Genomic DNA, 23,155 nt, shown 5'->3' on the forward strand with positions numbered 1-23,155 from the left:
TCAGCTCCCCTTTAGGAATTTTTACGAACCCTATGTATAAATTCAACACTCTCCAGGCAATTCCTTCGCGCTAATCATTTAAACCCTTTCCGTCCAGGATTTGCTCCACATATTTTTCCACCCGCGCCACACGGGTTTTGGCTTGTTTAGCCTGAGAAAAATAAAGAAGGTACGCCCTTTGCCGCCCTGGCGTCAATTCTTCGAAAGCGGTTTTCAAGGAAGGCATCTCTTCAAATTTATGTTGAAGTTCCTCGGGGATGATGTATTCCTCAGTCTTTTTAAAATTCACTTCCAAACCAGCTTTTTCAGCTTCAATGGCCTCTTTGATATAGGCTTTCAGGATGGATTTCTGTTCATTAATTTCTTGGATATTGGTGAAGCGAATCTGGCGTGCCGCCTGGACATTTTCCGTCTGCTGAATTAAAATTCCGTGCGGATCCTTCAACAAGGCGCCTTTTGGAAAAAGCAGCGCACAGTATTCCTTGAATCCATGGATTAAGACGATGTTTTTGCCTTCTAACGTGTAACAAGGATGCATCCACTTAAAGTCCTCTTCCAACTCACAGTCAAGAGCGATTCCCCTTAACTTCTCATATTCTTCCTTCCACTTAGTCGCCTTGCTTAAAAATTCATCAACCTTAAGATTCAATCTGCCATTTGACATTACTGGACCTCCACTTAGATTCTTACCGTGACTTTTGGACTTTAGTTAATATTATTTGATTATTCCTTCGCAGTATAGCCATTATGCTCTCTAGAAAAACGCGGTAATGGAGAGATAGATACATAGAACAGCTGCAGCAATAAAGATGCCGAAAGTTAAACGATTAAACCGAAACTTAAAACCATAGGCCGCGAAAAAAATTGCCGCGGCTAGTTTGGACAGGCCTTGAAAATATACATTTCCTGAAAAAAATGAACTGCTGAAAAGAATTGAACACAATAAGGATGTAAGGATCAACAGCTTAAACCAGAACGGCTCTTTTAAGAACTGCTTAAACATGAATTTAATCCGCTTCATAAAGGCTATTTCCCTTCAGTTTTATAACCCCCATTAATGTTCATGGACGTTACCAATATAGTATTATCGTTTTTAAAATTTTATCAGTTCTGCCTTAAGCAGACGATATTTTTTTCACTTCCATCTGCTAAAATTTTTGACCCGCCATAAACTTGTTGCATTTTCCAAATTTTTGTCTATACTATTGATAACAAAATAAAAAAATCGATGATGAAGAGAGTAGTTGTTTTGCCAAAAGAAGCGAGCCGGAGATGGTGGAAGCCCGGCATGAGGCGAATGATGAAGCGCACTTCGGAGATGCTTTCCTGAAAACGAGTAGGGATGGCCGGGGATGGCCCCGTTACAAAGTCGAGTGGTTTTTTCTTTGAAAAAACAAGCAGAGTGGCACCACGGGTTTGGATATAACTCCCGTCTCTTTTACAGAGGCGGGAGTTTTTTATTTTTCTGGGAGGGGAACGAAATGAATAATTTTAAGGACAGTTTTGCGGACGTTCTTTTTGAAGTGCTGGATGGCCAGCTGGAGAAGCCGAAACTCAGTTTGATGATTGAAAAGCCGAAGTTCGAGCATCTGGGCGATTTGGCGTTCCCTTGCTTCGAGCTCGCGAAAATCTTCCGAAAAGCACCCAATAGTATTGCGGAAGATTTGGCTGGAAAAATCCGTTCGCCATTTTTCCAAAAGGTCGAAGCCGCAGGCGGGTATGTGAACGTATTCCTTGAGAAGGACACTGTTTCAGCCAGCGTGATTCGGCAGGTTCTTTCTGAAAAAGAAGCATACGGTGATGCTAAACTCGGCAATGGCCAAGCGGTGACAATTGATTTGTCCTCACCGAATATCGCAAAGCCATTTTCGATGGGCCACCTGCGCTCGACGGTTATTGGGAATGCCCTTGCGCTGATTTCGGAAAAATGCGGCTACCGGGCGATCCGGATTAACCATCTCGGCGATTGGGGCACCCAGTTCGGCAAGCTGATTGTCGCCTATAAGCTGTGGGGCAATGAGGAAAAAGTGAAGCAGCAGCCGATTAAGGAGTTGCTGAAGCTGTATGTCCGCTTTCATGAAGAGGCGGAGGACAATCCCGGGCTTGAGGACAAGGCGCGCGAATGCTTTAAAAAGCTTGAAGATGGCGACGAAGAAGCAATTGCACTTTGGAAATGGTTTCGGGAGGAATCGCTTAAGGAGTTCTCCAAGATTTACGAGTTGCTTGGAATCAGCTTTGATTCGACTCATGGCGAAGCTTTTTACAATGATAAAATGGACCGGGTTGTCAAGTTGCTGGAAGAGAAGAAGCTTCTCAACGAATCGGATGGCGCCCAGGTTGTCGAGCTAGAGGATCTTCCTCCCTGCCTGATCAAAAAGAAGGACGGAACGACTCTTTATGCGACCCGCGATTTGGCTGCAGCCATCTACCGGCACGAAACGTACGGATTCGCGAAATCGCTGTATGTTGTTGGGAATGAGCAGACCCTCCATTTCAAGCAGGTATTTTCCGTTTTGGAAAAGTTGGGTTTTGGATGGGCAACAGGATTGGTTCACATTCCGTTCGGGATGATGCTGAAGGATGGCAAGAAAATGTCGACGCGGAAAGGGAAAGTCGTATTGCTTGAGGAGGTTTTGCATGAAGCCATTTCCCTGGCACTCGAAGACATCCTGAGGAAAAATCCAGACCTTCCCGCGAAGGAAGAAGTTGCCCGACAGGTTGGCACCGGGGCTGTAATTTTCCACGACCTGAAAAATTTCCGGATGAACGACATTGAATTCTCATTGGAAGACATGCTTCGCTTTGAAGGCGAAACCGGGCCGTATGTCCAATACACCCATGCCCGCGCTTCCTCGCTTTTACGAAAAGGGAAGTTTGCCGAGAGCGAGGGGGAAATTCAGCTTGAGGACCGTGAAGCATGGCCGGTCGTCACCGCTTTGATGGCCTTCCCGGAAGCGGTGAAACGCGCTTTTGCTGAATACGATCCTTCCCAAATCGCCAAATACTTGATTGAGTTATCACGGGCGTTCAATAAATATTACGCTTCGGTCCGTTTCCTGGAGGAGAACAGCCAGAAACAGGCACGCCTGTCGCTAGCCTATTCCGTTACGATTGTCCTGAAGGAAGGGCTGCGGCTGCTTGGAATTCAGGCGCCGGAGGAGATGTAGTTTCAGAAAAAGGAAATGCCCAGATGGCTCTGGGCGTTTCCTTTTAAAATGTGGAGTGCTTTATGGAAGGAGTAAACTACTCCTTATTGACTGGGACGTGTCAGCCGCCTTCGATACAGGTTGATGCAGAACTTCCAACGGCAGCGTTTAATTCTTCTAGAAGTGAAGAGAGATCAGCTCCTTCAACGATTTCCTCTAGTCTTTGTTTTGTCAAAGGGATGTTATATTTTTCGAAAATAATTGCCGCCGCTTCCCAAACATCCACAATTCCAACTGGTGACATATTCGCTTGTATAACCATTTCGCTCCCMCCTCTGTTTTGTATTCTACCACTTCGGCCTTTTGAACCGCCCCTAGTGTTAATTAAGCGTAGAAATACTTAGTCTAACGTTTTCTCAACTCAAAGATTTTTTTAACAAAGGCTTCCTTATGGTCCGTGTATTCGTTAATTCCTTGTGAGGTCTGCTTGGTATACTCTAGTTTCAGCTTTTCGTATTCCCTTTTAGCCTCTTCGTTCGAGTTTAGATAATCGCGGAAAAAGATGAGGTTGTTCCATAACACGCCGTGGAAATCAACCAAATGGATGAAGTGAGTTTTAATCTGGTAGCTGCTGTCCCTAAATTTGGCGAAGACAATTTCGTTCGGCCGTTCCACGCGGAGCCGGTAAAAGCCGGCGTCCCGGAAGCCTTTTAAAAGTGTATCGGATACGGATGAGATATCCTCAATTCCAACGAGAATGTCTATAATCGGCTTTGCATGAATCCCTGTGATTGCGGTGCTTCCGATATGTTCAATCCGTTGGCCCTGGAGGTCTGTGTGCTGTAGAAGTTCCCTTTTTACTTTGGTAAATTCGTTTTTCCACTCGGGGTCATACGGCACCAATCGTACTTCATTCGACTCAAGTCCCAGTTTCATAGCCTTCCTCCCCGTTCAGCAGTAAGAGCTTTGTCCCTTCATGGTAACCGAAATAAGTGGCTATTTGCAGTCTGAAAATTCATTTTTTACTGTGGTATAATGGGAGTGCATAGCCGACTAAATAAAATAGCCAGTGCCCAGAGAAATCTGGGCGTTTTTACGTGCATTAAAACGGACGGTCCCTGAAAAATCATAAGCCCTGTAAACAAGGAATACACATTAATAGGGCATAGGATTTTAAAGGGGGGACCGAAATGGCTGTTGATTTTCAAAAGACAGCAAGGAATGAACATCTATTTTGGCTTCAAATATTGGGCGATCATGCGCGGTTTATCCATGAAGCACTGACACCCGTCCAAACTAGGGAGATCCGGGAGTCTTCGAGATTCATACAGGTATTTGATACGCTTCTAGCTCAGGCACGAACAGCGAACCCGATGCAGCTTGCAGGCACTGCTGAAGCGGAAGTGCTTAGGCTGCGGGAGTTCAAACTAGATTTATTGCGGGAACATCTTGCCGGGAAAATAAAAATCCACCTACCCCCTACCTTCATCAATCATATGGTGAATGAACTTGAAGAATATGCAAGAATTCTTAAGCATTTGAGGGCAGGCGAAATCCCCCCCTTGTACCATGAAGTGCACCATCATCTACTTTGGCTGCTGGACGCGGCCGGCCACTCCGGAGCGATTTCTTCAAATTTGGACAGTGTGGAAAAACGCTTAAAAGAGAAAAGCGATACGTTTACGAAGCACTTTGAACAGTTCTACCTGAAGGCAGTGGAAATGGCTGGCTATTTACGGACGAACCTAAAGGAATTCCCGGCATTGGCCAGGTTCAACACCGAAGCGAAGCTGGAAATCGTGCTATTCCAGCAATTTTTAGAGGAAATCGAGGAGCTTCGATTAAGCAAGGAAGCACTTGGGACATTCGCCCCGCTGATGGCGGACCATATGTTCCGTGAAGAATGCTACTACTTAATGAAGTTAAGTGAATCGGCAAACCTTGAAAAGCCAAACTGCGATCCTGCAAAACCGCGTTTAAAAGAGTGAAAGTGATAAAAAAGGTTGAGGAACTTTATCCTCAACCTTTAATTTATATCGCCCAAATAAACCGGAGATTTCTCGTTTCTAGCATGTTTGATTATGTGATATCTAAGCTCCTTTGGATATACGTTACACTCGGGCAATTGATTAAGTGGCAGCCACACTACATCAACCTGATTTTCGTCGGGGCTCGATGGTAATTGGTTGAGGTATACGCCATTTACGAGATTACATGCAAAGTAATATTCGACTTGATGAAAATTAACATGCATTGAAGAAAATTCATGGTTCTTTCCTATGTATTCACGGACATATAGCAGTTCCCCAATTTCAACAGGCTGGCCAATCTCTTCAATACACTCTCTCACTACTGCGTCATGAAGTGTTTCACCGTGTTCCTGACCCCCTCCCGGGAAAAGGTAATAGTCTCCCTCACCATCATGCTTTTTTATTAGCAAGATCTTTTCATCCATGATAATAACCGCTTTTGCTGAATTCCTAATACGCATGCATATCCCCCTAATTTGTTAAACACTTGTTAATTTGTATTCTTCTATTTTACATTATTTTGAATTAAAAGAGTGGAGGGAAAGGATTTATTTTACAAAAGTCGAATATATCTTGAGAAGGAGGTGTGTTTTTTTGGGAAAAAGAATGTTTGGAGTAGGTTCGGTTTTCGGGCCGGTTTTTGGCCTTATTATCATTATTTCATTGCTGACAAACCCCACAATGAAGGACTACATTGCGTTTGACCGGCAAGAAACCGGCATCCCCATCCCAGACTCAGTCCGGATTGAACGGATTAATTTCTTTATTTTTTCAACTTACGCCCCCGCCCCAAAAGAAACGAAAGATGAATACGGAATCGTCCACTTGGGATTCATGGGCCATTTTTCCCAAATCTCAGAAGGACAATACGACTATCCAGGCTGGTTAAGGCTGTTTCGATAGTTTTGCCACATCTTCACTCCTCACACCGTCTACTTATTAAGAGGTGATGGGGATGAGAAGATTGTTCTGTTTTGTAGCTGTTTTGCTTTTTGCCGGTTCGTTTTGGATTGGCGGGCCAACTAAAGTAGCGGCTTGCTCATGTGCTGGCCCGCAGCCCGTCGAAACCGCATTGCAAAACAAAACTGCGGTATTTTCAGGTAAAGTGCTTAAGATTGAAGACCGGAACTTCAACCTGTTTACTGAGTCTTCGGCTTACCCGCTTACTATTATTTTCGAAGTAAAATCTGTCTGGAAAGGCCCCAGCCAAAGCCACATGATCGTGACGACCGCGAAAGGTACAGCCAGCTGCGGAGCGAATTTAATTGAGGGAAATGACTATTTGGTTTATGCATCCGGAAAGCCGGACAAATTGGAAACAGGCTTATGTGACCGGACGAAGCTTTTGCAAAATGCGGCGGAAGACTTGCAGATTCTTGGTGCAGGAAAAAACCCCGAAAAAATAGTCAACTTGGAATCGGGCGGTGCGGGAATATCCAAATGGCTGCTTGGAAGCGGCTTGGGGTTAGTGCTACCCATAGTATTTTTGGTTTATAGAAGACTTAGGGAACCATGATCCTTTTTCTCCGCTTGTTATTGTGGCATTTTTTAATCCTTCGACTGCGTTCCCTTCCCTATCTCTGAATATATTGCATTATAGTGCAATATAATTTTTTCAGATTTTAATTTTTTGAGGTTTGCCAAGGCCAGATACCTAATGAAATGGCTGCAACTGATACCGAATCCTTTGAACTCGCATGTCTTGCTTGGACGTAAAGAGGCAGCCCTCATCCCAGGTGAAAACGGCTCCGTTAACGTCCTTTTTTCCGTGAATAGGATAGTATTAACAATAAATTAATCTGCCTCCGTCTATCTGTTTCCTATTGGCATACCAACTGAATTTCCCCATTTATTCCTCACCTTTCTTCTATTACCAAAAACAAATTGGAAATCCCCCAAACTAAAAACCGGAAATCTATAATAATAAGAGCCCTCATAGTAGTATTGACAGGGGAAATATCGTGAAATTCACCTAAAAATTTCCCAATACTAATAAATTTCGGAAGTAGTTATTATATATATGAGGTTGTGGCCACAATACTCAAATTCTAATAAAGGTGGAATTCTAATGAAAAAACTTTCTATTCATGTAATTGCCACCATCATGATTTTCTCACATTTGTTTGCCTTTTCATCAGAAAGGACTGAAGCAGTAAATCTTAGTGAAGATTTACAAATAACAAACATAGAAACTTTAAATCCCGCTTTGGAAATTAAGTATAGTGACAAGGAAGATGAAGTCGGTTTTAAACCCAATGGAACTGAGGGAGATATTGGTACAGGAGTAACTAGTTTTTTTGTCCAGAATGATATCTTTTATTTACTGGATAACGTAAATAAAAAGGTGCTTATTACAGATAAAAGCGGAAAAACTTCGACGATTAAATTAAATGAATCATCCTGGTTAGAAGATGTTTACGTTGATAAAAAGAAGAATATCTATGTTTTGGATTTTGCCAATAGAATTGTGAGTAAATACTCTCAAGACGGACAACATCTTAATGACTATTCTATTCCAGATTCCCTTGAGGTTCCTACAGGTCTAGAAGTAAACCATAAGGGAGAAATTATTGTAAATCAGTCTCAGGATATTTCTGTTAATCTTACTCAAGGAAATTCTTTAACATCGACGAGGCCGCTAGCAGAAGAGGATATCACAATAAAGGAAACGAGAATAAATGAAAACAAGGGAAGAATTACTTTAACTGAAGCCGGAAAGTCTTATGATATTGATATTGATTTTGAAGAATCATTTGGAAGCATTACTGTCAACTCCTTAAAATCCAATCAAATTGTTTATACAAAAACTGAAGTCGCAGCAGATATCCCAAAAATTATGGCGGAAACCCATGTTTACGTTGCTAATAAAAAAGGGAAAATTCTGGGGGCCGCAAGAGTTCCATTAGAAAAAATGTATTTTGCACCAAGGCATTTAGTACGAGTAGATAAAAACAAAATCTATTTATTGTCTCCAGAACCTACTAAATTAGTAGTTTATGAACTAAAACCAGGAAATTTTTTCAACAAGAAATTAAAAAATCGAATTCAGGCATATAAAATGGAACACCAGGCAGAAATGGAAGCAATGGACAAAAACCTTAAAACCACCGAAAATCAGGATTTAATTACGATTCAGGCAAATAATGGCCCTAATCTTCACTTGCATAGAGCGGATGCATTATCAAGAGCAAATGCTATGATTAACCACACTTGGACGGTATATGCAGGAAATAAACCATCACCGCCCGCAAGCGGTACAAAATTGCCATCCTATGTAGCTAACGCTGCAGTTGGTGCCACTTTAACCGGTATTCCTTATAAGTGGGGTGGTGGAGATGGGAAAGATTATGGGGCAGGTGGAAGAAAAACCTTTGTCACATATCAGGCAACTGATAAAATTCAAACCGGTGATGTTGACACAGCTGATTTTGGAGTTTCAAGCGTAACTGGTCTAGATTGTTCCGGATTTGCTCAGTTAGCATGGCTCCGTACTGATAAAAAATATTCAACAAGCTCTTTATCGGAGATAACTATTAGTATATCAAAATCAAATTTAAAATATATGGATGCTTTAAATCATGCAGGATTTCATGTGGTGCTGTATAACGGGGCGTCAAGCGATGGTATATATACAAAGGAAGCAACGACGGATGGTGGACAAAAAGCTCAAAGCTATAGCCGTACATGGTACTGGTTAGAAACAACGCATAAATTTGTCCCTATACGCTATACCCGTATTGCTGATGACGGTACGCCGCTTCCACAACTTTAAATATGTATTTATTTTAGGCAGCTCTTAGCTGCCTCTTTTTCTGACTTTTGAAACAAAACCATACCCCTAAACGACTTATTACCAAATGGGAGCCAGGAGGGACATAGGTGAATGAAAGTACTTCGTTAATTGGCAGCTTGTATGAGGAATATTACAAAGATGTTTATAAATTTGCTTTGTATTTTACCAACAACAAACAGGAAGCGGAAGATATCACACAGGATACCTTTATTAAAGTAATGAACAACATCCATCAATTAAAGGACTTTAGCAAGAGGAAAACTTGGGTTCTTTCCATTGCCAGAAATACGGCAGTGGACCTTATGAGGAAACAGAAAATGATCAGTTTTTTACCGAAAATCTTCAATGAAGCCAAGTCCTCCGAGGATAAACCCCTTGACAGTGTGTTAATCAACAAGGAAATATGGATAGAACTGCAGCTGGCTCTAATGAAGCTTAAACCCCATTATCGGAGCGTTGTCATACTCAGAGTGTTAAAGGAATTAAGTGTAAAGGAAACTGCCCAGGTTTTAGGATGCAATGAACTCAAAGTCCGGGTAGATTTGCATCGCGCATTAATGCAATTGAAGCGGAGCCTACATTCACAAGAAGGGTGGAAGTACCTTGAAGAAACAAAATGACCTTCCAAATGATTTCGACTTTCTACTTCCGTTAAAAAAGAGAAATGATTTAGAACCGGATAAGGATTTTGTGGAATCACTTAGGTCCAGGCTTTCCGAGGGCTCTTCTAAAACGAGGAACCTGCCTGGTAAGCTACGCATCATACTTGCAAGTTCCCTAGCAATTTTGACATTTTGCACCCTGGCATTTTCAATGTTGGATTCCATCTCAACGAAAAGGGAATTATCTCAAAAACGTGAACAAAGGGTTCCAGCCACAGAAAGTACAATATCCTCAGATCCCGAAACACCACTACCTTTAGAACACTCATATGAATTAAATAAACTTTTAAAAGAAAATCCATACTATCAAAACCTTTATCAAACATTGTCCAAAGAAATAAATTCAAAAGAAGGCGCGGAGGTGTTTATCCTTTATCTGCATGCTCTTAAGCAAAGCGATATGGAAGAAATCAAAAAGTTTTCATTTACAAGAATGGAATCTGAAATTGAGGATTTGATTGATTACTATAACAAAGTTGATTATAAAACCATAACAATTGATAAGGCCATTCCAAGCAAATCCGACCCCAGTTATGAAGTGCACCTTGGTTATCAGGTAAGTGGAAGCAGCAATAAAGAGGAGAGAACAATCCATATCCATCTCAACGATGGAGTTTCAATAAATATATTTGAACCTAATATCTCGATTGAATAGTTTTAAAAGGGGGTTTCTTTATTAAAGTTAATTTTTACTTTTCAAAAACCTTGGAGACGGATTCATTATTCCCCTTAATTATTCAAGTTAAAACTTGGGAAAATTAAGCTGTTTTTACAATAAAAAAGGATATTAAATTGTGTTTAATAGAACTTGTATTATATATACATGGAATTCTATTGGGAAAATGAAGGCAAATTTTTTTAATTTATTTTAGCAACATTTTCACCAACATTTTAATTGTTTCAATTAAAATTCATTTTTGGTACTATTTGGGTGAATTTATATCGTTAAATTCAAATAAATTGTACTGGAGAGGTGTTTTGATGAAACGCACAGTATTTTGGGCTGTTACGACATTCCTCTTAATGTCGATTTTCTTCACATTTTCTGTCGGAGCCACAAATGAAAAAAAGGTGAAAGTTAAGTTGCCGGAACAGCCAGAGATATGGGAGATTTATAAGTCACTTGATCAAAAAGAATATAAAGCAGATCTACTATCGGTCAAGAAAGGATTTGACATTAATCCTGCAAATGAAAAAGCATTTAGAACGTTTCCAGGCTTTTCGGGACCTTACGCAATTGAACTAATTGATGGGGATAAAGTAAAAATAGTAAAAGATTCAATTAACGTGCTCGAAAAAGAAAATTGGTCGGTATTGGGGCTGGTAAGAAATGAAACAACTGACCTGATTGGGGAAGTAATTATTACTGCAACCCTTAAAAATAAGAATGGGATAATTATAGAAAAGGTGGTAGGAAAAACTTTAATAGACAATATCAGACCGGGAGAGCCTGCCCCATTTAAATTACAATCTAAAGCCTTAACAGAAGATGTAGCATCAATAGAGTGGAGTACTCGCCATACCAATGCAAAAAATAATATAAAACGGGATTTGAATATTACCCCTTCTTGGGAGCTTCCCTTTGGAGTTGAGAAAGTTGGAAATTACCAGCGTTATGATGCTCCTTATCCGTACCTGCTGCATGTTAGTTTTGATAACTTAGGAGGAGAAATAAAAGACGCAAATTTAGTTGTGGCCTGGTTGACTCCAGAAGGTAAAGTGTCATGGATTGAGGAGAGTTCATTAGATAAAAAAGGGTATGCAAACGGGGTTCCAGTGGACGGTTCCGCGGATTTTAATCTTATAAAGGTTGATAACTCCAATGTTGGTCCCTTATTAAGTGAGCATCAGTTCATTACTTGGGCGGAGGGGAAATAAGATGACTTTTTCAAAGTTTTTCAAATCCTTATGTATTATCATTACTATTTTTTTCTCATTACCTAGTTGGACATATGCCGCTAAATTTAGCAGTCAAGGCTTAGATGATGTTGTGAATGCTTCAAAAAATAACACTACAAATGCAGGTTTGCCAAGTACAGACTATAATTATTTGGCGGCTATAACACTAGCGCCAACTTGGCTTGAGTCAGTAGATAGTAACCAAGGGACAGGCTATTTAGATAAGACTCCTCTCCCAATGGCACTAGGAAGATCCGATTTTTCAGTTTCCAGGGGATACCAATTATGGGTAGATGGACAAACAGGTTACAATGCCATTAGAGACGGGGTCAACTATTATAGGCGTGTACATTGGAATGCTCATAGGGGCTTATGGGCATTGGATGGAATAGGAATGGGAAAATATATTTCCCTTAAAGGGGCTATTGATACCTCTGTTGCTGCTCCGTTTGTTGCTGAAAAGATAGCTAGAAAATATAAAAGTTCATCCGCTACTACTACAGCTGAAAAAAGGAAGTATGCATGGAGTGATTGGTACGCGTGCGATAGAAGTACAAATCCAAGAGACGCCGCACGATGTCAGGATGTTTTTAATACGATTTATAATTCCAGTACTAAAGCATTGAATATAACCCGAGATACCACTGTAACAAGGCTTGGCGGCCTAACCTCCCACACCTGTGACATGAGGAACATACCGGATAGTAGTTTTCCATGTTATAAATATGATATTTCAAAAGTTCAAGGAGATTCCAATTCAAAGAATGTTTTTTGGTTAAATTTAAATCATAACGGAAGTTCAACAAGTGAGCCTCTGCCGTTACCTTTCTATTCGTATTCAGGTGGTTATTATGATAATTATATTTGGTTTGTTAGTGACACGGGATACAGTTCGCTAAAAGCAGCTCAATGGGACATGGCTACAGATCCCAGATCTGGTGTTGTATGGTCGAGTAGTACAACTGTAAGAGTAATTCAATAAATCCATTCGGAAAGGGAATACCACCTTGCTAAATCATATTTTGAGAATATTAGTTTTATTACTGGGGATTACTTTACTAGTATCCTGTAAAAATTCAATGGATGTAAGCAAGAAAGAGATTGTTACGAAAACAGTAAATTTACCCTATTCTCAACATATCAAAATGGTGGATATTAATGCAGGGTGGTTAGTAGTAGTAGACCCTAAACCAAGATTGTTAAGAACGACAAACGGAGGAGTGACCTGGAAGGACGTCACTCCTCCAGAAAAAATAAGTAGTCCATTTTATTTATTGAATGATAATTTTGTATGGTTTACTACAAAAGAAAATGAAAATAAAGAAATAACCTTTTCGAATAATGGTGGACAAACATGGGAAAAAAGTATCCCCTTTCTTTCTGATAGTCAAATAATAGGATTGTATTTTTTAGATGAAAACAATGGTTGGATGACTAATTTTGTTAAGGGAATCGGTGCGGGTGGAAGTCAAATCGAACTGGCGGAGACTAGTAACGGGGGTAAAACCTGGAGAATTCAATCTAATGAACAACTAGGAAACGAAATACCATACGATGGATATAAATCGTTTGCTGTATTCTCCTCAAAAAATCAAGGCTGGATTTCAGTTATAGACAGTGGTAACCCATGGCTTTATCAGACAGAGAATGGAGGCATTAATTGGGTTGCCTATTCACTACCTACAACAAAAGAAATGCCGATTAACCATTACTTCGAAATATTTCCACCTACCTTTTTTAATGAGTCGGATGGGGTTATTCCTATGTATTTTATCTCTGATCAACAAGAAATATATTTGTATTTCACAAAAGACTCCGGGAAGACATGGGAGATATCTCCTGGATTACGATTCCCGAAAAATAGTGATCAATCCTTTGATTTTAAATTCGACCCAACAAGTTTAAATAATGTATGGGCGGTTTTTGACCGGAAAGAATTGTATTACTTTAATGGAGAATGGAGGAAGGTTCATTCGATTTCTCAGTTAGTGACAGGTAATAACAAAATTTTAACATTTGATTTTATAAATGAAACAGAAGGCTGGATTATCATTGGCAATGAGGAAGGTGCAACTATGTTTAGAACCACTAATTCGGGAGAAAGCTGGGAAAAGGTTGTGATAGAATCAATAAATTAATCAATTAGAACAGTTTATATGTATTTCCTCCTTAAATGCCAGTTTTCAAATTATTCAAATAATTGATATAATTGCAATAAAGCAATTAAGGGGGTAACAATGAAAATCGGCAACATCATTAAATACCATAGAAACCAGAGGAAGCTAACTCAAAGAGAGCTCTGTCATGGAATTTGTTCTGTTACACAGTTATCAAGAATTGAAAGTAATAGTAAAGGAGTGGATGACGCAACTGCATTCCTTTTATTGGAAAGGTTGGGTGTTTCGTTTTTTAAAATTAATAATCTAAATACCGAGCTAGATAAACATTTGGAATTACTCATAAGATTTATTATCTTTTTCGATCAAGTTTCTGCATCAAATCAATATATCCTTCTTAAAAATAAAGAGGATGAGTATCATTTATCAGATAAAATTTATACTTATAAAATATATTTGTTTAGATACTATTTATTTACTAACGACTTAGAAAAATCCTCTGATATTAAAATTAAACTATCATCCTTTTTCAATGTCTTCTCTTCGTACGAAAAGGATTTATTTGATTACTGTAATGCAATACTACTATTACAACAAGGGAATTATATAGAGGCATTAGAAATTTTTCGAAATTTAGAGGAAAGAGCTACCCTGCCCGTTATTTATAATGGTGAGTTTTTTTATCTAACTTCTCTTCTATATAGTAATATCAACGATAGTAGTAAAAGCATTACATATGCACAAAAAGCACTTAAGGCTTTTGGTGATCAGTTTAATTATATACGGGTCCTTCATGCGCAGATTTTATTAGGTATTCATTATACGGAACTTGGTTTATTTCAGGACGCACTTGAACAATATGAGCATTTATTAAGAAATTCGAACTTGATTAATAACGCAGAAATTATCACTACTATACATCACAACTATGCTATCTTTTGTGAAAGACAAAAAAAATATGAAAAGGCAATAAATCATTACACAATTGCTCAAAATAAGTCAAAAACATCCTTCCAATATTATTTAAGCCTCTGTAACCTTACTGAAATCCTTATTAGGCAAAATAAGAAGAATGAGGCTTTAAAAAATATTAATATAATTCTTCGGAACACAAGAACTAAAGAATTGGAAAAATATTATATGACATTTAAATACCATAAATACGCTATCTTGGATAAAACATCTTTAGCTCTCGGATATTTGGAAAAACACCTATTACCTTATTTAGAAAAGAATAATTTAAATAACGATATTAGAAAATTCACTTTACTTCTAGCGGATTATTATAAGGATGTAGATAAAGATAAGTCTATTTTTTATTATGAGAAACTTAAAGGAGTTGTAATAAATGAGAATAATTTTGTCTATTAGTTTAATCGCACTATTTTTACAAACTTCACCATCTATGCATTTAGATGGGCAACAAAATATGTATAATATGGTTTTAACGGAAAAGGAGAATACCGATCCAATTCAGCCACCAACTATACCTCATAATCAATCATTATTATAAATTGAGAATCATCGCCCTACACGCCTACCAAATCGGCTTTTGAAAGGTAAAATGTAAAAATTCACAATAAAAACCTTCGTGTGTTTTCGAAGGTTTTTATTGTGGAGATGTCATAAATCCAAATACCATATAAGTTGAGCCTCATCTTTAACCTTTGGATCTTTGAAGTATGCATATTCATCTATCTTGCCTAACACCGCCCCATGTTTTTGATAAAATTTACACGCTGGGACATTATTATTTTGGCATTCGATTTTCATTTGGCTAAATCCATTTAATTTGGACCATTCAACTGCCAAGTTAAACAGTTTTGTACCGACCCCCTGTTTCTTATATTGATCATCCACCCTTATATCCCATAACAAAGCAAGGTCCTCCCTGCCATCAAACATTTGGATCCCCGTTGTTTTTGAGGCAACCGTCACAGCTCCAATAGGCCGTTCATTATCGAACGCCATGAAGAATACCCAATTTGTTATGTCAAATTCATTTGTATATTGTGTGGCTTTCTCATATAAGCCCAAATCTTTAATGTATTCTTCAACCGGGGTTTCTTTTAGCAATATTCCGCCCAGCCCATTTTCTATCTTTTCCAAGCTGAATTTACTCTTTACATGGACAAGCATTGGAATGCTATCATATTTATCAAAATATGATTCATCAATCTCCCTATATGTGATCACTTTTTCACCTCAACAATCCTACATTCAGCCTGCCGCAATTTCAGGATAGATATCTCAATGGTTCTGCAATCTCGCATATTTCACTTTCTTCAAGAAACCTGGTAATAATCGAGCTATGGGAACAGCCTACTATAAATAAAATTCTTTCACTATCCGGACTCAAAAGGCGGGTTAAATTGGAGAAGATGATTAAATTCCGCTCATACCACCAGCTTAGCCAGTTCATGCCTACATAATTGCGGAAGTCACCAATACGTGCCATATTAAGATACATTTTATGTATTTTAGCAAGCCATTCAGGGTCATTCAGCTCCCGGTAATACTCAAGGATGCTCTTTTCCTCCGCCAGTCCAGGCAGAAACATCCCATCGTAAATATCTGAATGGAGATCAGGCTGGTTTTCCTTTAACCATTGCTCAACTTCCCCATAGCCCATCCGCGATTTGCCCATCCAATCAACTGCGTATAGCTGCTCATGCCCCAACTTTGAAGCAGCCCGGAAGCCAATCTGGTCTATCTCATTTAGCTCCAGGGTAAACTGCCCCAATTTAAATAGCTGGTACTGCTGGTTAAGGAGCTCATTCTTTTCGGCCGTCATTTCCACCGCGATTTTCGTCGGCTGGAATGCGATTACTTTCTCTACTACTTCCTCAATTTCAGCTTGCCGTTTTTCTGAAAATAGTTCTTTATGTTCACTCATGTGGAAAGTCCCAAGAACTAGGACAGTAGGCTTGGACTGTTGCACTGATGGCACTCCTTTCTTTTTCTGGGAGAGCGCAGGCTGGCTTGCCTCATCGCATTCACTTTCAAAGGACTTGGGAAATATACGGTAAAATCATTGATTCCCATCCCAATTTTCGCTAATTGGTGCATTCACCTACTAGCTCCTCCATGTTTGTCTCTATCAATCTCCCCAGGATTTACATACTGTGTAATATGACTATTAAGGTGGTGAATTTATGGGCTACCAAGGTGGCGGTGGATATGGCACAAGCTTTGCTTTGATTGTTGTGCTATTCATCCTTCTAATTATTATTGGTGCATCCTATATGTGTGGGTACTAATATACCTAACCAAAAGGAACTTTATGTAGAAGCGTGCTGTTTCCGCACGCTTCTTTTATTTGAGTTTAACTGTCAGCTATTTTATGCATGACTTGTTGCGATTTGCTCTGCCTGAAGTTATTTTTTTCATAAAACGGGAGTAAGTGAGGTTCACAAAACAAGCTGATGACGTCAATGTGGGCGAGGCCGTCCAACAGCTTGGATACAAGTTCTGCCCCTATCCCGTCCCGTTGATGGGAAGTTTCGATAACTACATCTTCAATATACGCCCTGAATCTCCCATCCGTCACGGCCCGGGCAAACCCAACGAGCGCTTCGCCGTCCCATGCACCAACGGATTGCCCGTTCGCCAGCATCAGTTCAATATCGCCCTCGGCCCTTTTCGGCCACCATCCGGCATCACGGTACAACAGCATCACATCTGCAGCCTTAATCGGTTTATCAGAGTAGGTTAAAATTTCGACATTCATGTGATTTTCCTCATTTGCTAGTTTGGTAAATGTGGATTGGCCTATAAGTGAACTTCTATCAGTTTGCGCTTAGGTGTTCATGAATTAGTTTCCATTCCCGGTTGGCATCTTTTACAAAAACGTTGGTTGCCCGGCCGCTTCCAGAAACAAAGCTGCCATTGTAGTAGCCTTCGTAGTGGTATTGGTAAATGCATGTGGCGGTATTGGCGTCAACAGCCAGCCAGTTGATATCTGAGGCGGAATATACTTCGTCCTTGATTAGATTCCATGAGTTCTCAAAGAAGTTTTGAATTTCGCAAATCGAAGTACAGGTCTTTTCCGAGAACCAGAAAACCGCTCCCGGATGCAGTAAGTCTTTGACCTGGCCGAAGTCGTGCGTATTCGTTGCCCGGATATAATTTTGCAATGCCCGTTCGTGGTCCATTGGCAGTTCCCCCTATTAAAAGTAAAATGGCTATTTCTTCATAGGAATTTTTTGTTAATTCAGTCTAACCATAAGGAGGAGCAATTTTCCACAATTAAGAAATGAGCTTTAGGCCTATTGCCGCGCCCAGTACCATTGATATGCAGGCAAGCCGCTTCCAGTCCTTTGATTCACCGTAAAAGAACATACCGATAAGTGCCCCGCCAGATGCACCAATTCCCGTCCATATGGCATAAGCCGTCCCCATCGGCAATGTTTTCATCGCAAAGGATAACAAGAAAAAGCTGGCTACGAACCCGAGGATTAGCAAGACAAGTGACTGCCAGTCCCTTTTTTGGTTAAGCCTATTCATCATGGCGACTCCAAACATCTCAAGTAGACCTGCAAATACCAATGCAATCCATGCCATTACGATTCCGCCCCCTCTTTCCCACTGTCGCCAGTGACCAATTTCAACCCTATTACTCCGGCAAGCAAAATAGCAATCAAGAGGATTTTCTCGGCCCTGAACGGCTCCCCGAAGAGTACAATATCCGATAAAACGGTGCCCGCTGTCCCGAGGCCGACGAACACAGCATAAACCGTTCCCACTGGCATATTCCGGCCCGCCAGGATTAGGAAGTAAAAACTTACCGCTATGGCAAGAACGGTTCCCGCCCATTCGAGGAATCCATCCGCGTGTTTCAATCCAATCACCCATGCTACCTCGAAAATGGCAGCTATGAAAACTTTCATCCAGTTTGAATTCATGTTTCTCACCTTCCGTATGTTATGTTCCCACAAAAACAAAAAAACCCGAAAGATTACTGTAAACAGTATCTCCCAGGCTTTTATCCCTCCGTGGCACAGCATTGGCTGTGAGTTTTCTCTCGGACCAGGCTAACATCGCTGTTACGGAACCCTAGAAAACTTTTTTATGCAATTCGTTTTTATTATACATATAGATCAATTTTATACAAGTGAAAAGCGACCTATTGCTGGGCATCTTTGGAGTGAGGAAAAGCCCAAAAATGCCAAGTTGACGATTTTCTATCCCGAACGGAGCAATAATAATGCCAACTGGAGCGTTAATAATGCAGTTCCAAGCATTATTAATGCCCTGCAGAGCGATTTTAATGCCATACCGAGCATTATTAATGCCAATTCGAGCGATTTTAATGCCAAATTCACAATTATTAATGCTAACCAAATGAATGCCGAACATGGGGAACACTTCAGCATGGCTGGATAGATCGAGGAGCTTAAGCTAAGCAATCGGTTTTTCTTCAGCCCTGCTGAAATTCGGAGTCGGACCGGACTTCATTAATTTTTGTATTATCCCTTGACCTTAAAGTAACTTTAACCTTTACAATAGAGATTGGAAGATGTTACCGATATGAATAGGGGCTGGAGAGATGGTTTTTAGATGGGATGGCGGGTTTATTATGGTGCCGTGGGACCGTTTTGAGGATGGGGTTACCTGGTACACCAAACATATGGGGTGGACGTGCCTTGATCAGGTCGTAACACCGGTCGGAAAAAAGGCTTTTTTAAAAATGCCAAGACTTGGGGTTGTGACTCTGAAATCATTTGAAGCTGAATTTGAACATTTTAAATCGGACAGTTCATTCGAAGGGCATACGAGAGTAGGCTTTGAAGTTGTTAGTCTGAAAGAAACATTGGCCTATTTCAAAAGGGAAGGAATCAAGGTTTCGGGGATGACTGAATTGCCGACGGGGCAACTGAGTTTTGATATTTTCGGCTTTGACAACGCCAGGATGACCGCTGTACATAACCCTTCCCTTGAAGGGCAATTTCCGGATGCGCGGATTACAGGCTTCAGCGATGTGAATGTAAGGATTGGAGTTAGGGATGTAATGAAAGCGGCGGCCTGGTATGAAGAGAACCTCGGGCTGAAATTTGTAAAACAATACGGCAGTGATTATGCCCACCTACAAGTAGAGGATGCCTATGATTGGATTCAGCTTTCGGAAGTGTTTTACGATAACGTTTGGCTTGAGCAGATGGAGGATGCCCTTTTTGAAAAAGCAAACCCTTCCGTACGGAATTACTTTGATATCCGTCCAGAAGTATTTTTCGAAACGTATAACCAGTTGAAGGCAAAAGGGCTGGAACCATCGGAAATCGCAGGCAATCCCAATACAGGCTGGGCTGGCTTCCACTTTTTTGATTTGGACGGAAACCGCATCAATGTTTGGTCGTACCCCGCTTAAGCAATTGCGTTAGATACTTGCTGGGCTACCCGAATGGAGGTGAATGGGTTTGGCAATGACAATAAAGAAGTTTGCCGAGCGAACAGGTCTAATACCAAGCACGCTGCGCTTTTATGACCAGAAAGGGTTGCTGAAACCTGCCGGGCGTCTGGAGAATGGCTATCGGGTTTACTTAGAGGAGCAGGTGCACCAAGCCCAGATTATTCACTCCCTCCGCCTTGCCGTTATCAGTATTCAGGACATACATTCGTATCTGAACGCGGATGAGGAAAAAAGGCAGCATTTGCTCTCCGGCTGGAGGCTTGAAGTGGAAGAGAAGCTTGCTTCCCTGCAGGTTGCAAAACAGTATCTAAATGGAATCAATACCAAGGAACAGCATATGCAGTTGGTGAAATGGGATGAGCAGCCAATATTCATTTGGTTCCGGCATACTGTCAAAAGACAAACGAACCCCTTTCAGGCAGCCATGCTTTACGATATGGGTAAAATAAAAAAACTTGGGCTTGGCGTTCGGCCTGGAGTCTTTCTTAGGACACTGGATTCAACTGGCGATTCCATGACGGGGGAAATAGGGTTTATTTTAACAAAGGAGCCTTCCCACGCGCCCAGCGGAGAAGACATGTATTTTGAAAAACTGAAGCCAATGGTCTATGCCACATTGGAATGCTGTGTCAATGATCCGTTCATCTGTTTCCAGTTCATGAGGCAGGTGCACAAGTTCGGGTTCCAGTCCAATGGAGTTAAATTGGAAAGATTCGAATCCCCCACTGCACAAACGTTTCGATATATGATTCCGGTTTTGGCGGCCGAACGCTAATGAATGTATTTAATAGACATTTTGAGGCTCTCAGGAATATAAAACTGCCGGCAACCTTTTGTACTAGGTGCCGGCAGCCTTTATATCTGGCCATTTACTTCAATGGAATCGTTACATCCCTGTCGACAAATTCAGTCTTTGTATACCCTTCGATAACGAGCGCGTCGGGCATAATCGTATTCCCTGCGCCGGAAAGTTCGATGGTATGCTGAGTGGAAAATAACCGCGGCTCATCCAATTCATCAGTCCGCAGCATATAGTCGCTGGCCTCGAATTTTTCACCATGTTTATCGATAAAGTAACCATCGATCATACTTCCGGATCCCAATTTTTGGTCCTTTGCAAAGAATTCGTATTGGAGAATTTCATAAGGCCTGTTTGCCTGAAGTTCTTCTGTCATGAAAATTCTTGTTCGAATCCCTACGTCCATCTTTTCAATCGTGATACTGTTATTCTTATACTTAAATGTAAATGGTAGTTGTGTATTTTCAGCCAGATCTATTTTCTTCTCGTCCTTTATAAAATAATGAAGCGAGCCGGGCTTGATTTTTACAGATTTAACCTTTTCAAAGTAGAGAGAGGCAAAAGCCACCTGCTTGGTTGTCCAGCCTGGAGTCTCGCCGCTTGAAGAGGTTTCGGCGCCGAGTATTTCCGGTTTCGCCAACTTGCCGTTTGCTTCAATACTGTCGATTTTAATATCCAGGAGGCTATCGCCGCTTTTATAACGATAGGTCAACAACGTTCCCGTAGGGGCAATGGTCAGTTTTTCAAAAACAACCGGGATGCCCTTTATAGTTGTCTCAACATTCACGGTATGTTCAATCGATGGGTGTTTTTTCACTGGAATTTCAAAGCTCCAACTGCCTTCAATGTGTTCGGCTTCATTCAGTTCAGCCCCTTTTTCGGCAGGCTTGCCTGGCTCACTCACAACCCTCTCAAGTTTTCCAACCGTTACATTGATTTTTCCATTGGCGTTCTTGAGCGGCTCCAGAGCCAATCTCCCCCTGTATACGCCCTCCTCGTCAGAAAACAAGTTTAGCTGGCTTCTTAAAGGAGTGCCGCCTTCAAGGTCCCAGTTCTTTTCTCTATTTTTAATATTTAGGCCTTCACTGAAGTCAATCATATATTTTGACGGACCGACCGTATTTTCAACTTCATAATAAACCAGGGTTTGGGTATCATCCGCAGCCACGCTTTTTATTTTCACACGAAAGCCGCTGCTCTCCGCGGAAAGGTTGAGTTCTTCTCCGAGCCCGTTTTCGACTATGCCCTTCAACTGCTCGTCTTCCTGCACGGTCAAATTTTCCCACCAATCCGCCATCGTTGCAAAGCCTCCATTCGCCATTGCTGTGCCGACAAAGAAGGTTAAAAACATTGCCGCCGCTGCACCAAGTAACGCATTGGCTTTTAAGGTCTTTTTACGGCTCATGTGGGCCGCAGCGACCTTCGTCCGGACGTTCCCCATGAAACCAGCTGGGACGGAAATGGCGGCAGCCTCATGCTCCAATATCCTCACGCAATCCTTCAACTCGGAAAATTCGCTTCGGCAGCCCGGACACCCCTCTACATGTTCCTCCAATCCGCGCAGTTCTTCCTCATTCAGCGCTCCATCGAGAAATTTCAAAATGGATTCATATCCCTTATCGCAAGCCATCATCCCTGCCACCTCCAATTTCTTTTTTCAGATGAAGAAGACCCCGATACAGCCTTGACTTCACGGTTCCGACAGGCAGCTTCAGTGCTGCTGCAATTTCCTCCTGCGCGTAGCCCCTTAAGTATTTTAAAACGATGACATCCCGGTGCTTCTCTTCCAGCCGGCTGATCGCTTGCCGCATGTCCAAACCTGATTCCCTGTCCTCAGGAATGGATGCGGTTTCCTCAGCAAGCTGCCTCTTTTGATTATTTTTCCGGTAAAAATCCCGGCATTCATTGATAAAAATTGACGTCACCCATGTTTCAAAATACGCTTCCTCCCGCAGTTGGTGGATTTTATCATGAACTTTTAAGATTGTATTTTGAAAAACATCTTCAATATCATGATGATTTTTTAAATAGGCCCAGCCAATCCTGTAAAACTTCTCCTTGCGCGTGTCAAACCAATCCAGAACAGCATTCAAATCTTTCTTTTTTATTCTTTTTATAATCATTGCATCCTTTACAGCGGTAATCACAGCTCCCATTGCCCCCTTCCCTTTTGGCTATCGTAAATTAGAGGGTTTGTTAGGTAAAAAAGTTCCCTATGTGCAAAAAGAATTTATAAATCGAGTTCAATGTACCATAATATCCCTTTAGGAAATAGGGGCTAATTTTACACAGAGGAAATA

General features: G+C 40.9%; 28 protein-coding genes, 1 riboswitch and 1 other annotated feature. Of the genes, 16 read left to right on the forward strand and 12 right to left on the reverse strand.

Annotated elements, in window-relative coordinates:
* Nucleotides 1-70: 70 nt before the first annotated feature.
* A complete protein-coding gene (locus tag ADU24_RS18680; protein WP_053368047.1) occupies nt 71-664 on the reverse strand; it encodes a YdeI/OmpD-associated family protein in 594 nt (197 codons plus the stop codon).
* A gap of 555 nt (nt 665-1,219) precedes the next feature.
* Nucleotides 1,220-1,440: a binding site (T-box leader), on the forward strand.
* Between the two features lie 41 nt (nt 1,441-1,481).
* Between ADU24_RS18680 and argS the strand changes: the two genes are divergently transcribed.
* On the forward strand, nt 1,482-3,167 hold the full coding sequence (argS, locus tag ADU24_RS18690; RefSeq protein ID WP_053368049.1) for an arginine--tRNA ligase: 1,686 nt from the start codon (nt 1,482-1,484) through the stop codon (nt 3,165-3,167).
* Nucleotides 3,168-3,267: 100 nt separating this feature from the next.
* Here the strand turns inward: argS and ADU24_RS18695 are convergent, their stop codons facing one another.
* Together ADU24_RS18695 and ADU24_RS18700 are read right to left on the reverse strand one after the other, a co-directional pair.
* Nucleotides 3,268-3,468 (reverse strand): hypothetical protein, encoded by a 201-nt coding sequence (locus tag ADU24_RS18695; protein WP_053368050.1) that lies wholly within the window; start codon nt 3,466-3,468, stop codon nt 3,268-3,270.
* Between the two features lie 83 nt (nt 3,469-3,551).
* A complete protein-coding gene (locus ADU24_RS18700; protein ID WP_053368051.1) occupies nt 3,552-4,082 on the reverse strand; it encodes a GrpB family protein in 531 nt (176 codons plus the stop codon).
* 254 nt (nt 4,083-4,336) lie between these two features.
* Between ADU24_RS18700 and ADU24_RS18705 the strand changes: the two genes are divergently transcribed.
* The gene (locus tag ADU24_RS18705) at nt 4,337-5,134 is read left to right on the forward strand and encodes a DUF2935 domain-containing protein (RefSeq protein WP_053368052.1); all 798 of its coding nucleotides are present in this window, start codon (nt 4,337-4,339) and stop codon (nt 5,132-5,134) included.
* Nucleotides 5,135-5,172: 38 nt separating this feature from the next.
* On the opposite strand, the gene ADU24_RS18710 is transcribed toward ADU24_RS18705, so the two are convergent.
* Nucleotides 5,173-5,637, reverse strand: coding sequence for an NUDIX domain-containing protein (locus ADU24_RS18710; RefSeq protein WP_053368053.1), 465 nt, complete (start codon nt 5,635-5,637; stop codon nt 5,173-5,175).
* 133 nt (nt 5,638-5,770) lie between these two features.
* On the opposite strand from ADU24_RS18710, the gene ADU24_RS18715 reads away from it, so the two are divergent.
* The 10 genes from ADU24_RS18715 to ADU24_RS23175 all read left to right on the forward strand — a co-directional run bounded on the left by ADU24_RS18715 (nt 5,771) and on the right by ADU24_RS23175 (nt 15,160).
* Nucleotides 5,771-6,079 (forward strand): hypothetical protein, encoded by a 309-nt coding sequence (locus tag ADU24_RS18715; RefSeq protein ID WP_231689642.1) that lies wholly within the window; start codon nt 5,771-5,773, stop codon nt 6,077-6,079.
* Between the two features lie 52 nt (nt 6,080-6,131).
* On the forward strand, nt 6,132-6,692 hold the full coding sequence (locus ADU24_RS18720) for a hypothetical protein (RefSeq protein ID WP_053368054.1): 561 nt from the start codon (nt 6,132-6,134) through the stop codon (nt 6,690-6,692).
* 552 nt (nt 6,693-7,244) lie between these two features.
* The gene (locus ADU24_RS18725; protein ID WP_053368055.1) at nt 7,245-8,948 is read left to right on the forward strand and encodes a hypothetical protein; all 1,704 of its coding nucleotides are present in this window, start codon (nt 7,245-7,247) and stop codon (nt 8,946-8,948) included.
* 107 nt (nt 8,949-9,055) lie between these two features.
* Entirely contained in the window at nt 9,056-9,589 is a 534-nt protein-coding gene (locus ADU24_RS18730; protein WP_053368056.1) for an RNA polymerase sigma factor, read from the forward strand.
* On the forward strand, nt 9,573-10,286 hold the full coding sequence (locus tag ADU24_RS18735) for a hypothetical protein (RefSeq protein ID WP_053368057.1): 714 nt from the start codon (nt 9,573-9,575) through the stop codon (nt 10,284-10,286). The genes ADU24_RS18730 and ADU24_RS18735 overlap by 17 nt, the downstream gene beginning before the upstream one ends.
* A 326-nt stretch (nt 10,287-10,612) precedes the next feature.
* Nucleotides 10,613-11,509 (forward strand): hypothetical protein, encoded by an 897-nt coding sequence (locus ADU24_RS18740; RefSeq protein WP_053368058.1) that lies wholly within the window; start codon nt 10,613-10,615, stop codon nt 11,507-11,509.
* 1 nt (nt 11,510) lies between these two features.
* Entirely contained in the window at nt 11,511-12,512 is a 1,002-nt protein-coding gene (locus tag ADU24_RS18745; protein ID WP_053368059.1) for a hypothetical protein, read from the forward strand.
* A gap of 25 nt (nt 12,513-12,537) precedes the next feature.
* A complete protein-coding gene (locus tag ADU24_RS18750; protein WP_156324635.1) occupies nt 12,538-13,668 on the forward strand; it encodes a hypothetical protein in 1,131 nt (376 codons plus the stop codon).
* 99 nt (nt 13,669-13,767) lie between these two features.
* A complete protein-coding gene (locus ADU24_RS18755; RefSeq protein WP_053368061.1) occupies nt 13,768-15,018 on the forward strand; it encodes a helix-turn-helix domain-containing protein in 1,251 nt (416 codons plus the stop codon).
* The gene (locus tag ADU24_RS23175; RefSeq protein WP_156324636.1) at nt 14,996-15,160 is read left to right on the forward strand and encodes a hypothetical protein; all 165 of its coding nucleotides are present in this window, start codon (nt 14,996-14,998) and stop codon (nt 15,158-15,160) included. The genes ADU24_RS18755 and ADU24_RS23175 overlap by 23 nt, the downstream gene beginning before the upstream one ends.
* Nucleotides 15,161-15,270: 110 nt before the next feature.
* On the opposite strand, the gene ADU24_RS18760 is transcribed toward ADU24_RS23175, so the two are convergent.
* Entirely contained in the window at nt 15,271-15,843 is a 573-nt protein-coding gene (locus ADU24_RS18760) for a GNAT family N-acetyltransferase (protein WP_053368062.1), read from the reverse strand.
* Between the two features lie 40 nt (nt 15,844-15,883).
* Entirely contained in the window at nt 15,884-16,588 is a 705-nt protein-coding gene (locus ADU24_RS18765; protein WP_053368063.1) for a DUF5694 domain-containing protein, read from the reverse strand.
* A gap of 214 nt (nt 16,589-16,802) precedes the next feature.
* Between ADU24_RS18765 and ADU24_RS22725 the strand changes: the two genes are divergently transcribed.
* Entirely contained in the window at nt 16,803-16,907 is a 105-nt protein-coding gene (locus ADU24_RS22725; RefSeq protein ID WP_082306972.1) for a YjcZ family sporulation protein, read from the forward strand.
* Nucleotides 16,908-16,972: 65 nt separating this feature from the next.
* Here ADU24_RS22725 and ADU24_RS18770 read toward each other — a convergent pair whose 3' ends face one another.
* From ADU24_RS18770 to ADU24_RS18785, 4 genes are all read right to left on the reverse strand, one after another.
* Nucleotides 16,973-17,377 carry a GNAT family N-acetyltransferase gene (locus ADU24_RS18770; protein WP_053368064.1) on the reverse strand — a complete coding sequence of 135 codons (405 nt, stop codon included), beginning with the start codon at nt 17,375-17,377 and terminating at the stop codon, nt 16,973-16,975.
* Nucleotides 17,378-17,435: 58 nt separating this feature from the next.
* Nucleotides 17,436-17,801, reverse strand: coding sequence for a YybH family protein (locus tag ADU24_RS18775; RefSeq protein ID WP_053368065.1), 366 nt, complete (start codon nt 17,799-17,801; stop codon nt 17,436-17,438).
* 94 nt (nt 17,802-17,895) lie between these two features.
* A complete protein-coding gene (locus tag ADU24_RS18780; protein ID WP_053368066.1) occupies nt 17,896-18,210 on the reverse strand; it encodes a DMT family transporter in 315 nt (104 codons plus the stop codon).
* Nucleotides 18,210-18,551, reverse strand: coding sequence for a DMT family transporter (locus ADU24_RS18785; RefSeq protein WP_053368067.1), 342 nt, complete (start codon nt 18,549-18,551; stop codon nt 18,210-18,212). The genes ADU24_RS18780 and ADU24_RS18785 overlap by 1 nt, the downstream gene beginning before the upstream one ends.
* 67 nt (nt 18,552-18,618) lie before the next feature.
* A riboswitch (guanidine-I (ykkC/yxkD leader) is annotated at nt 18,619-18,717 on the reverse strand.
* Here ADU24_RS18785 and ADU24_RS18790 point away from each other — a divergent pair.
* The 3 genes from ADU24_RS18790 (at nt 18,718) to ADU24_RS18800 (ending at nt 20,831) form a co-directional block, all read left to right on the forward strand.
* On the forward strand, nt 18,718-19,032 hold the full coding sequence (locus tag ADU24_RS18790; protein WP_053368068.1) for a hypothetical protein: 315 nt from the start codon (nt 18,718-18,720) through the stop codon (nt 19,030-19,032). It begins immediately after the preceding riboswitch.
* Between the two features lie 163 nt (nt 19,033-19,195).
* Nucleotides 19,196-20,014, forward strand: a complete 819-nt coding sequence (locus ADU24_RS18795) for a VOC family protein (protein ID WP_053368069.1) — start codon at nt 19,196-19,198, stop codon at nt 20,012-20,014.
* A gap of 55 nt (nt 20,015-20,069) precedes the next feature.
* Nucleotides 20,070-20,831 (forward strand): helix-turn-helix domain-containing protein, encoded by a 762-nt coding sequence (locus ADU24_RS18800; protein WP_053369003.1) that lies wholly within the window; start codon nt 20,070-20,072, stop codon nt 20,829-20,831.
* A 94-nt stretch (nt 20,832-20,925) separates the two neighbouring features.
* Here ADU24_RS18800 and ADU24_RS18805 read toward each other — a convergent pair whose 3' ends face one another.
* Both ADU24_RS18805 and ADU24_RS18810 read right to left on the reverse strand, forming a co-directional pair.
* Nucleotides 20,926-22,485, reverse strand: a complete 1,560-nt coding sequence (locus ADU24_RS18805) for a DUF4179 domain-containing protein (protein WP_197277532.1) — start codon at nt 22,483-22,485, stop codon at nt 20,926-20,928.
* Nucleotides 22,472-23,011 (reverse strand): RNA polymerase sigma factor, encoded by a 540-nt coding sequence (locus tag ADU24_RS18810; protein ID WP_231689643.1) that lies wholly within the window; start codon nt 23,009-23,011, stop codon nt 22,472-22,474. Before ADU24_RS18810 ends, ADU24_RS18805 begins: the two co-directional genes overlap by 14 nt.
* Nucleotides 23,012-23,155 lie beyond the last annotated feature (144 nt).

The organism is Bacillus sp. FJAT-27245 (genome assembly GCF_001273955.1).
Lineage (GTDB): Bacteria > Bacillota > Bacilli > Bacillales > Cytobacillaceae > Bacillus_D.

What these genes read in the sequence shown, in the direction of transcription:
- ADU24_RS18710 (WP_053368053.1), bottom strand. Translation starts at nt 5,637, where the DNA reads ATGCGTATTAGGAATTCAGCAAAAGCGGTTATTATCATGGATGAAAAG.
- ADU24_RS18795 (WP_053368069.1), top strand. Translation starts at nt 19,196, where the DNA reads ATGGTTTTTAGATGGGATGGCGGGTTTATTATGGTGCCGTGGGACCGT.
- ADU24_RS18785 (WP_053368067.1), bottom strand. Translation starts at nt 18,551, where the DNA reads ATGAATTCAAACTGGATGAAAGTTTTCATAGCTGCCATTTTCGAGGTA.
- ADU24_RS18780 (WP_053368066.1), bottom strand. Translation starts at nt 18,210, where the DNA reads ATGGCATGGATTGCATTGGTATTTGCAGGTCTACTTGAGATGTTTGGA.
- ADU24_RS18680 (WP_053368047.1), bottom strand. Translation starts at nt 664, where the DNA reads ATGTCAAATGGCAGATTGAATCTTAAGGTTGATGAATTTTTAAGCAAG.
- ADU24_RS18755 (WP_053368061.1), top strand. Translation starts at nt 13,768, where the DNA reads ATGAAAATCGGCAACATCATTAAATACCATAGAAACCAGAGGAAGCTA.
- argS (WP_053368049.1), top strand. Translation starts at nt 1,482, where the DNA reads ATGAATAATTTTAAGGACAGTTTTGCGGACGTTCTTTTTGAAGTGCTG.
- ADU24_RS18740 (WP_053368058.1), top strand. Translation starts at nt 10,613, where the DNA reads ATGAAACGCACAGTATTTTGGGCTGTTACGACATTCCTCTTAATGTCG.
- ADU24_RS18695 (WP_053368050.1), bottom strand. Translation starts at nt 3,468, where the DNA reads ATGGTTATACAAGCGAATATGTCACCAGTTGGAATTGTGGATGTTTGG.
- ADU24_RS18705 (WP_053368052.1), top strand. Translation starts at nt 4,337, where the DNA reads ATGGCTGTTGATTTTCAAAAGACAGCAAGGAATGAACATCTATTTTGG.
- ADU24_RS22725 (WP_082306972.1), top strand. Translation starts at nt 16,803, where the DNA reads ATGGGCTACCAAGGTGGCGGTGGATATGGCACAAGCTTTGCTTTGATT.
- ADU24_RS18790 (WP_053368068.1), top strand. Translation starts at nt 18,718, where the DNA reads ATGCAATTCGTTTTTATTATACATATAGATCAATTTTATACAAGTGAA.
- ADU24_RS18725 (WP_053368055.1), top strand. Translation starts at nt 7,245, where the DNA reads ATGAAAAAACTTTCTATTCATGTAATTGCCACCATCATGATTTTCTCA.
- ADU24_RS18770 (WP_053368064.1), bottom strand. Translation starts at nt 17,377, where the DNA reads ATGAATGTCGAAATTTTAACCTACTCTGATAAACCGATTAAGGCTGCA.
- ADU24_RS18775 (WP_053368065.1), bottom strand. Translation starts at nt 17,801, where the DNA reads ATGGACCACGAACGGGCATTGCAAAATTATATCCGGGCAACGAATACG.
- ADU24_RS18805 (WP_197277532.1), bottom strand. Translation starts at nt 22,485, where the DNA reads ATGGCTTGCGATAAGGGATATGAATCCATTTTGAAATTTCTCGATGGA.
- ADU24_RS23175 (WP_156324636.1), top strand. Translation starts at nt 14,996, where the DNA reads ATGAGAATAATTTTGTCTATTAGTTTAATCGCACTATTTTTACAAACT.
- ADU24_RS18700 (WP_053368051.1), bottom strand. Translation starts at nt 4,082, where the DNA reads ATGAAACTGGGACTTGAGTCGAATGAAGTACGATTGGTGCCGTATGAC.
- ADU24_RS18810 (WP_231689643.1), bottom strand. Translation starts at nt 23,011, where the DNA reads ATGGGAGCTGTGATTACCGCTGTAAAGGATGCAATGATTATAAAAAGA.
- ADU24_RS18745 (WP_053368059.1), top strand. Translation starts at nt 11,511, where the DNA reads ATGACTTTTTCAAAGTTTTTCAAATCCTTATGTATTATCATTACTATT.
- ADU24_RS18800 (WP_053369003.1), top strand. Translation starts at nt 20,070, where the DNA reads ATGACAATAAAGAAGTTTGCCGAGCGAACAGGTCTAATACCAAGCACG.
- ADU24_RS18720 (WP_053368054.1), top strand. Translation starts at nt 6,132, where the DNA reads ATGAGAAGATTGTTCTGTTTTGTAGCTGTTTTGCTTTTTGCCGGTTCG.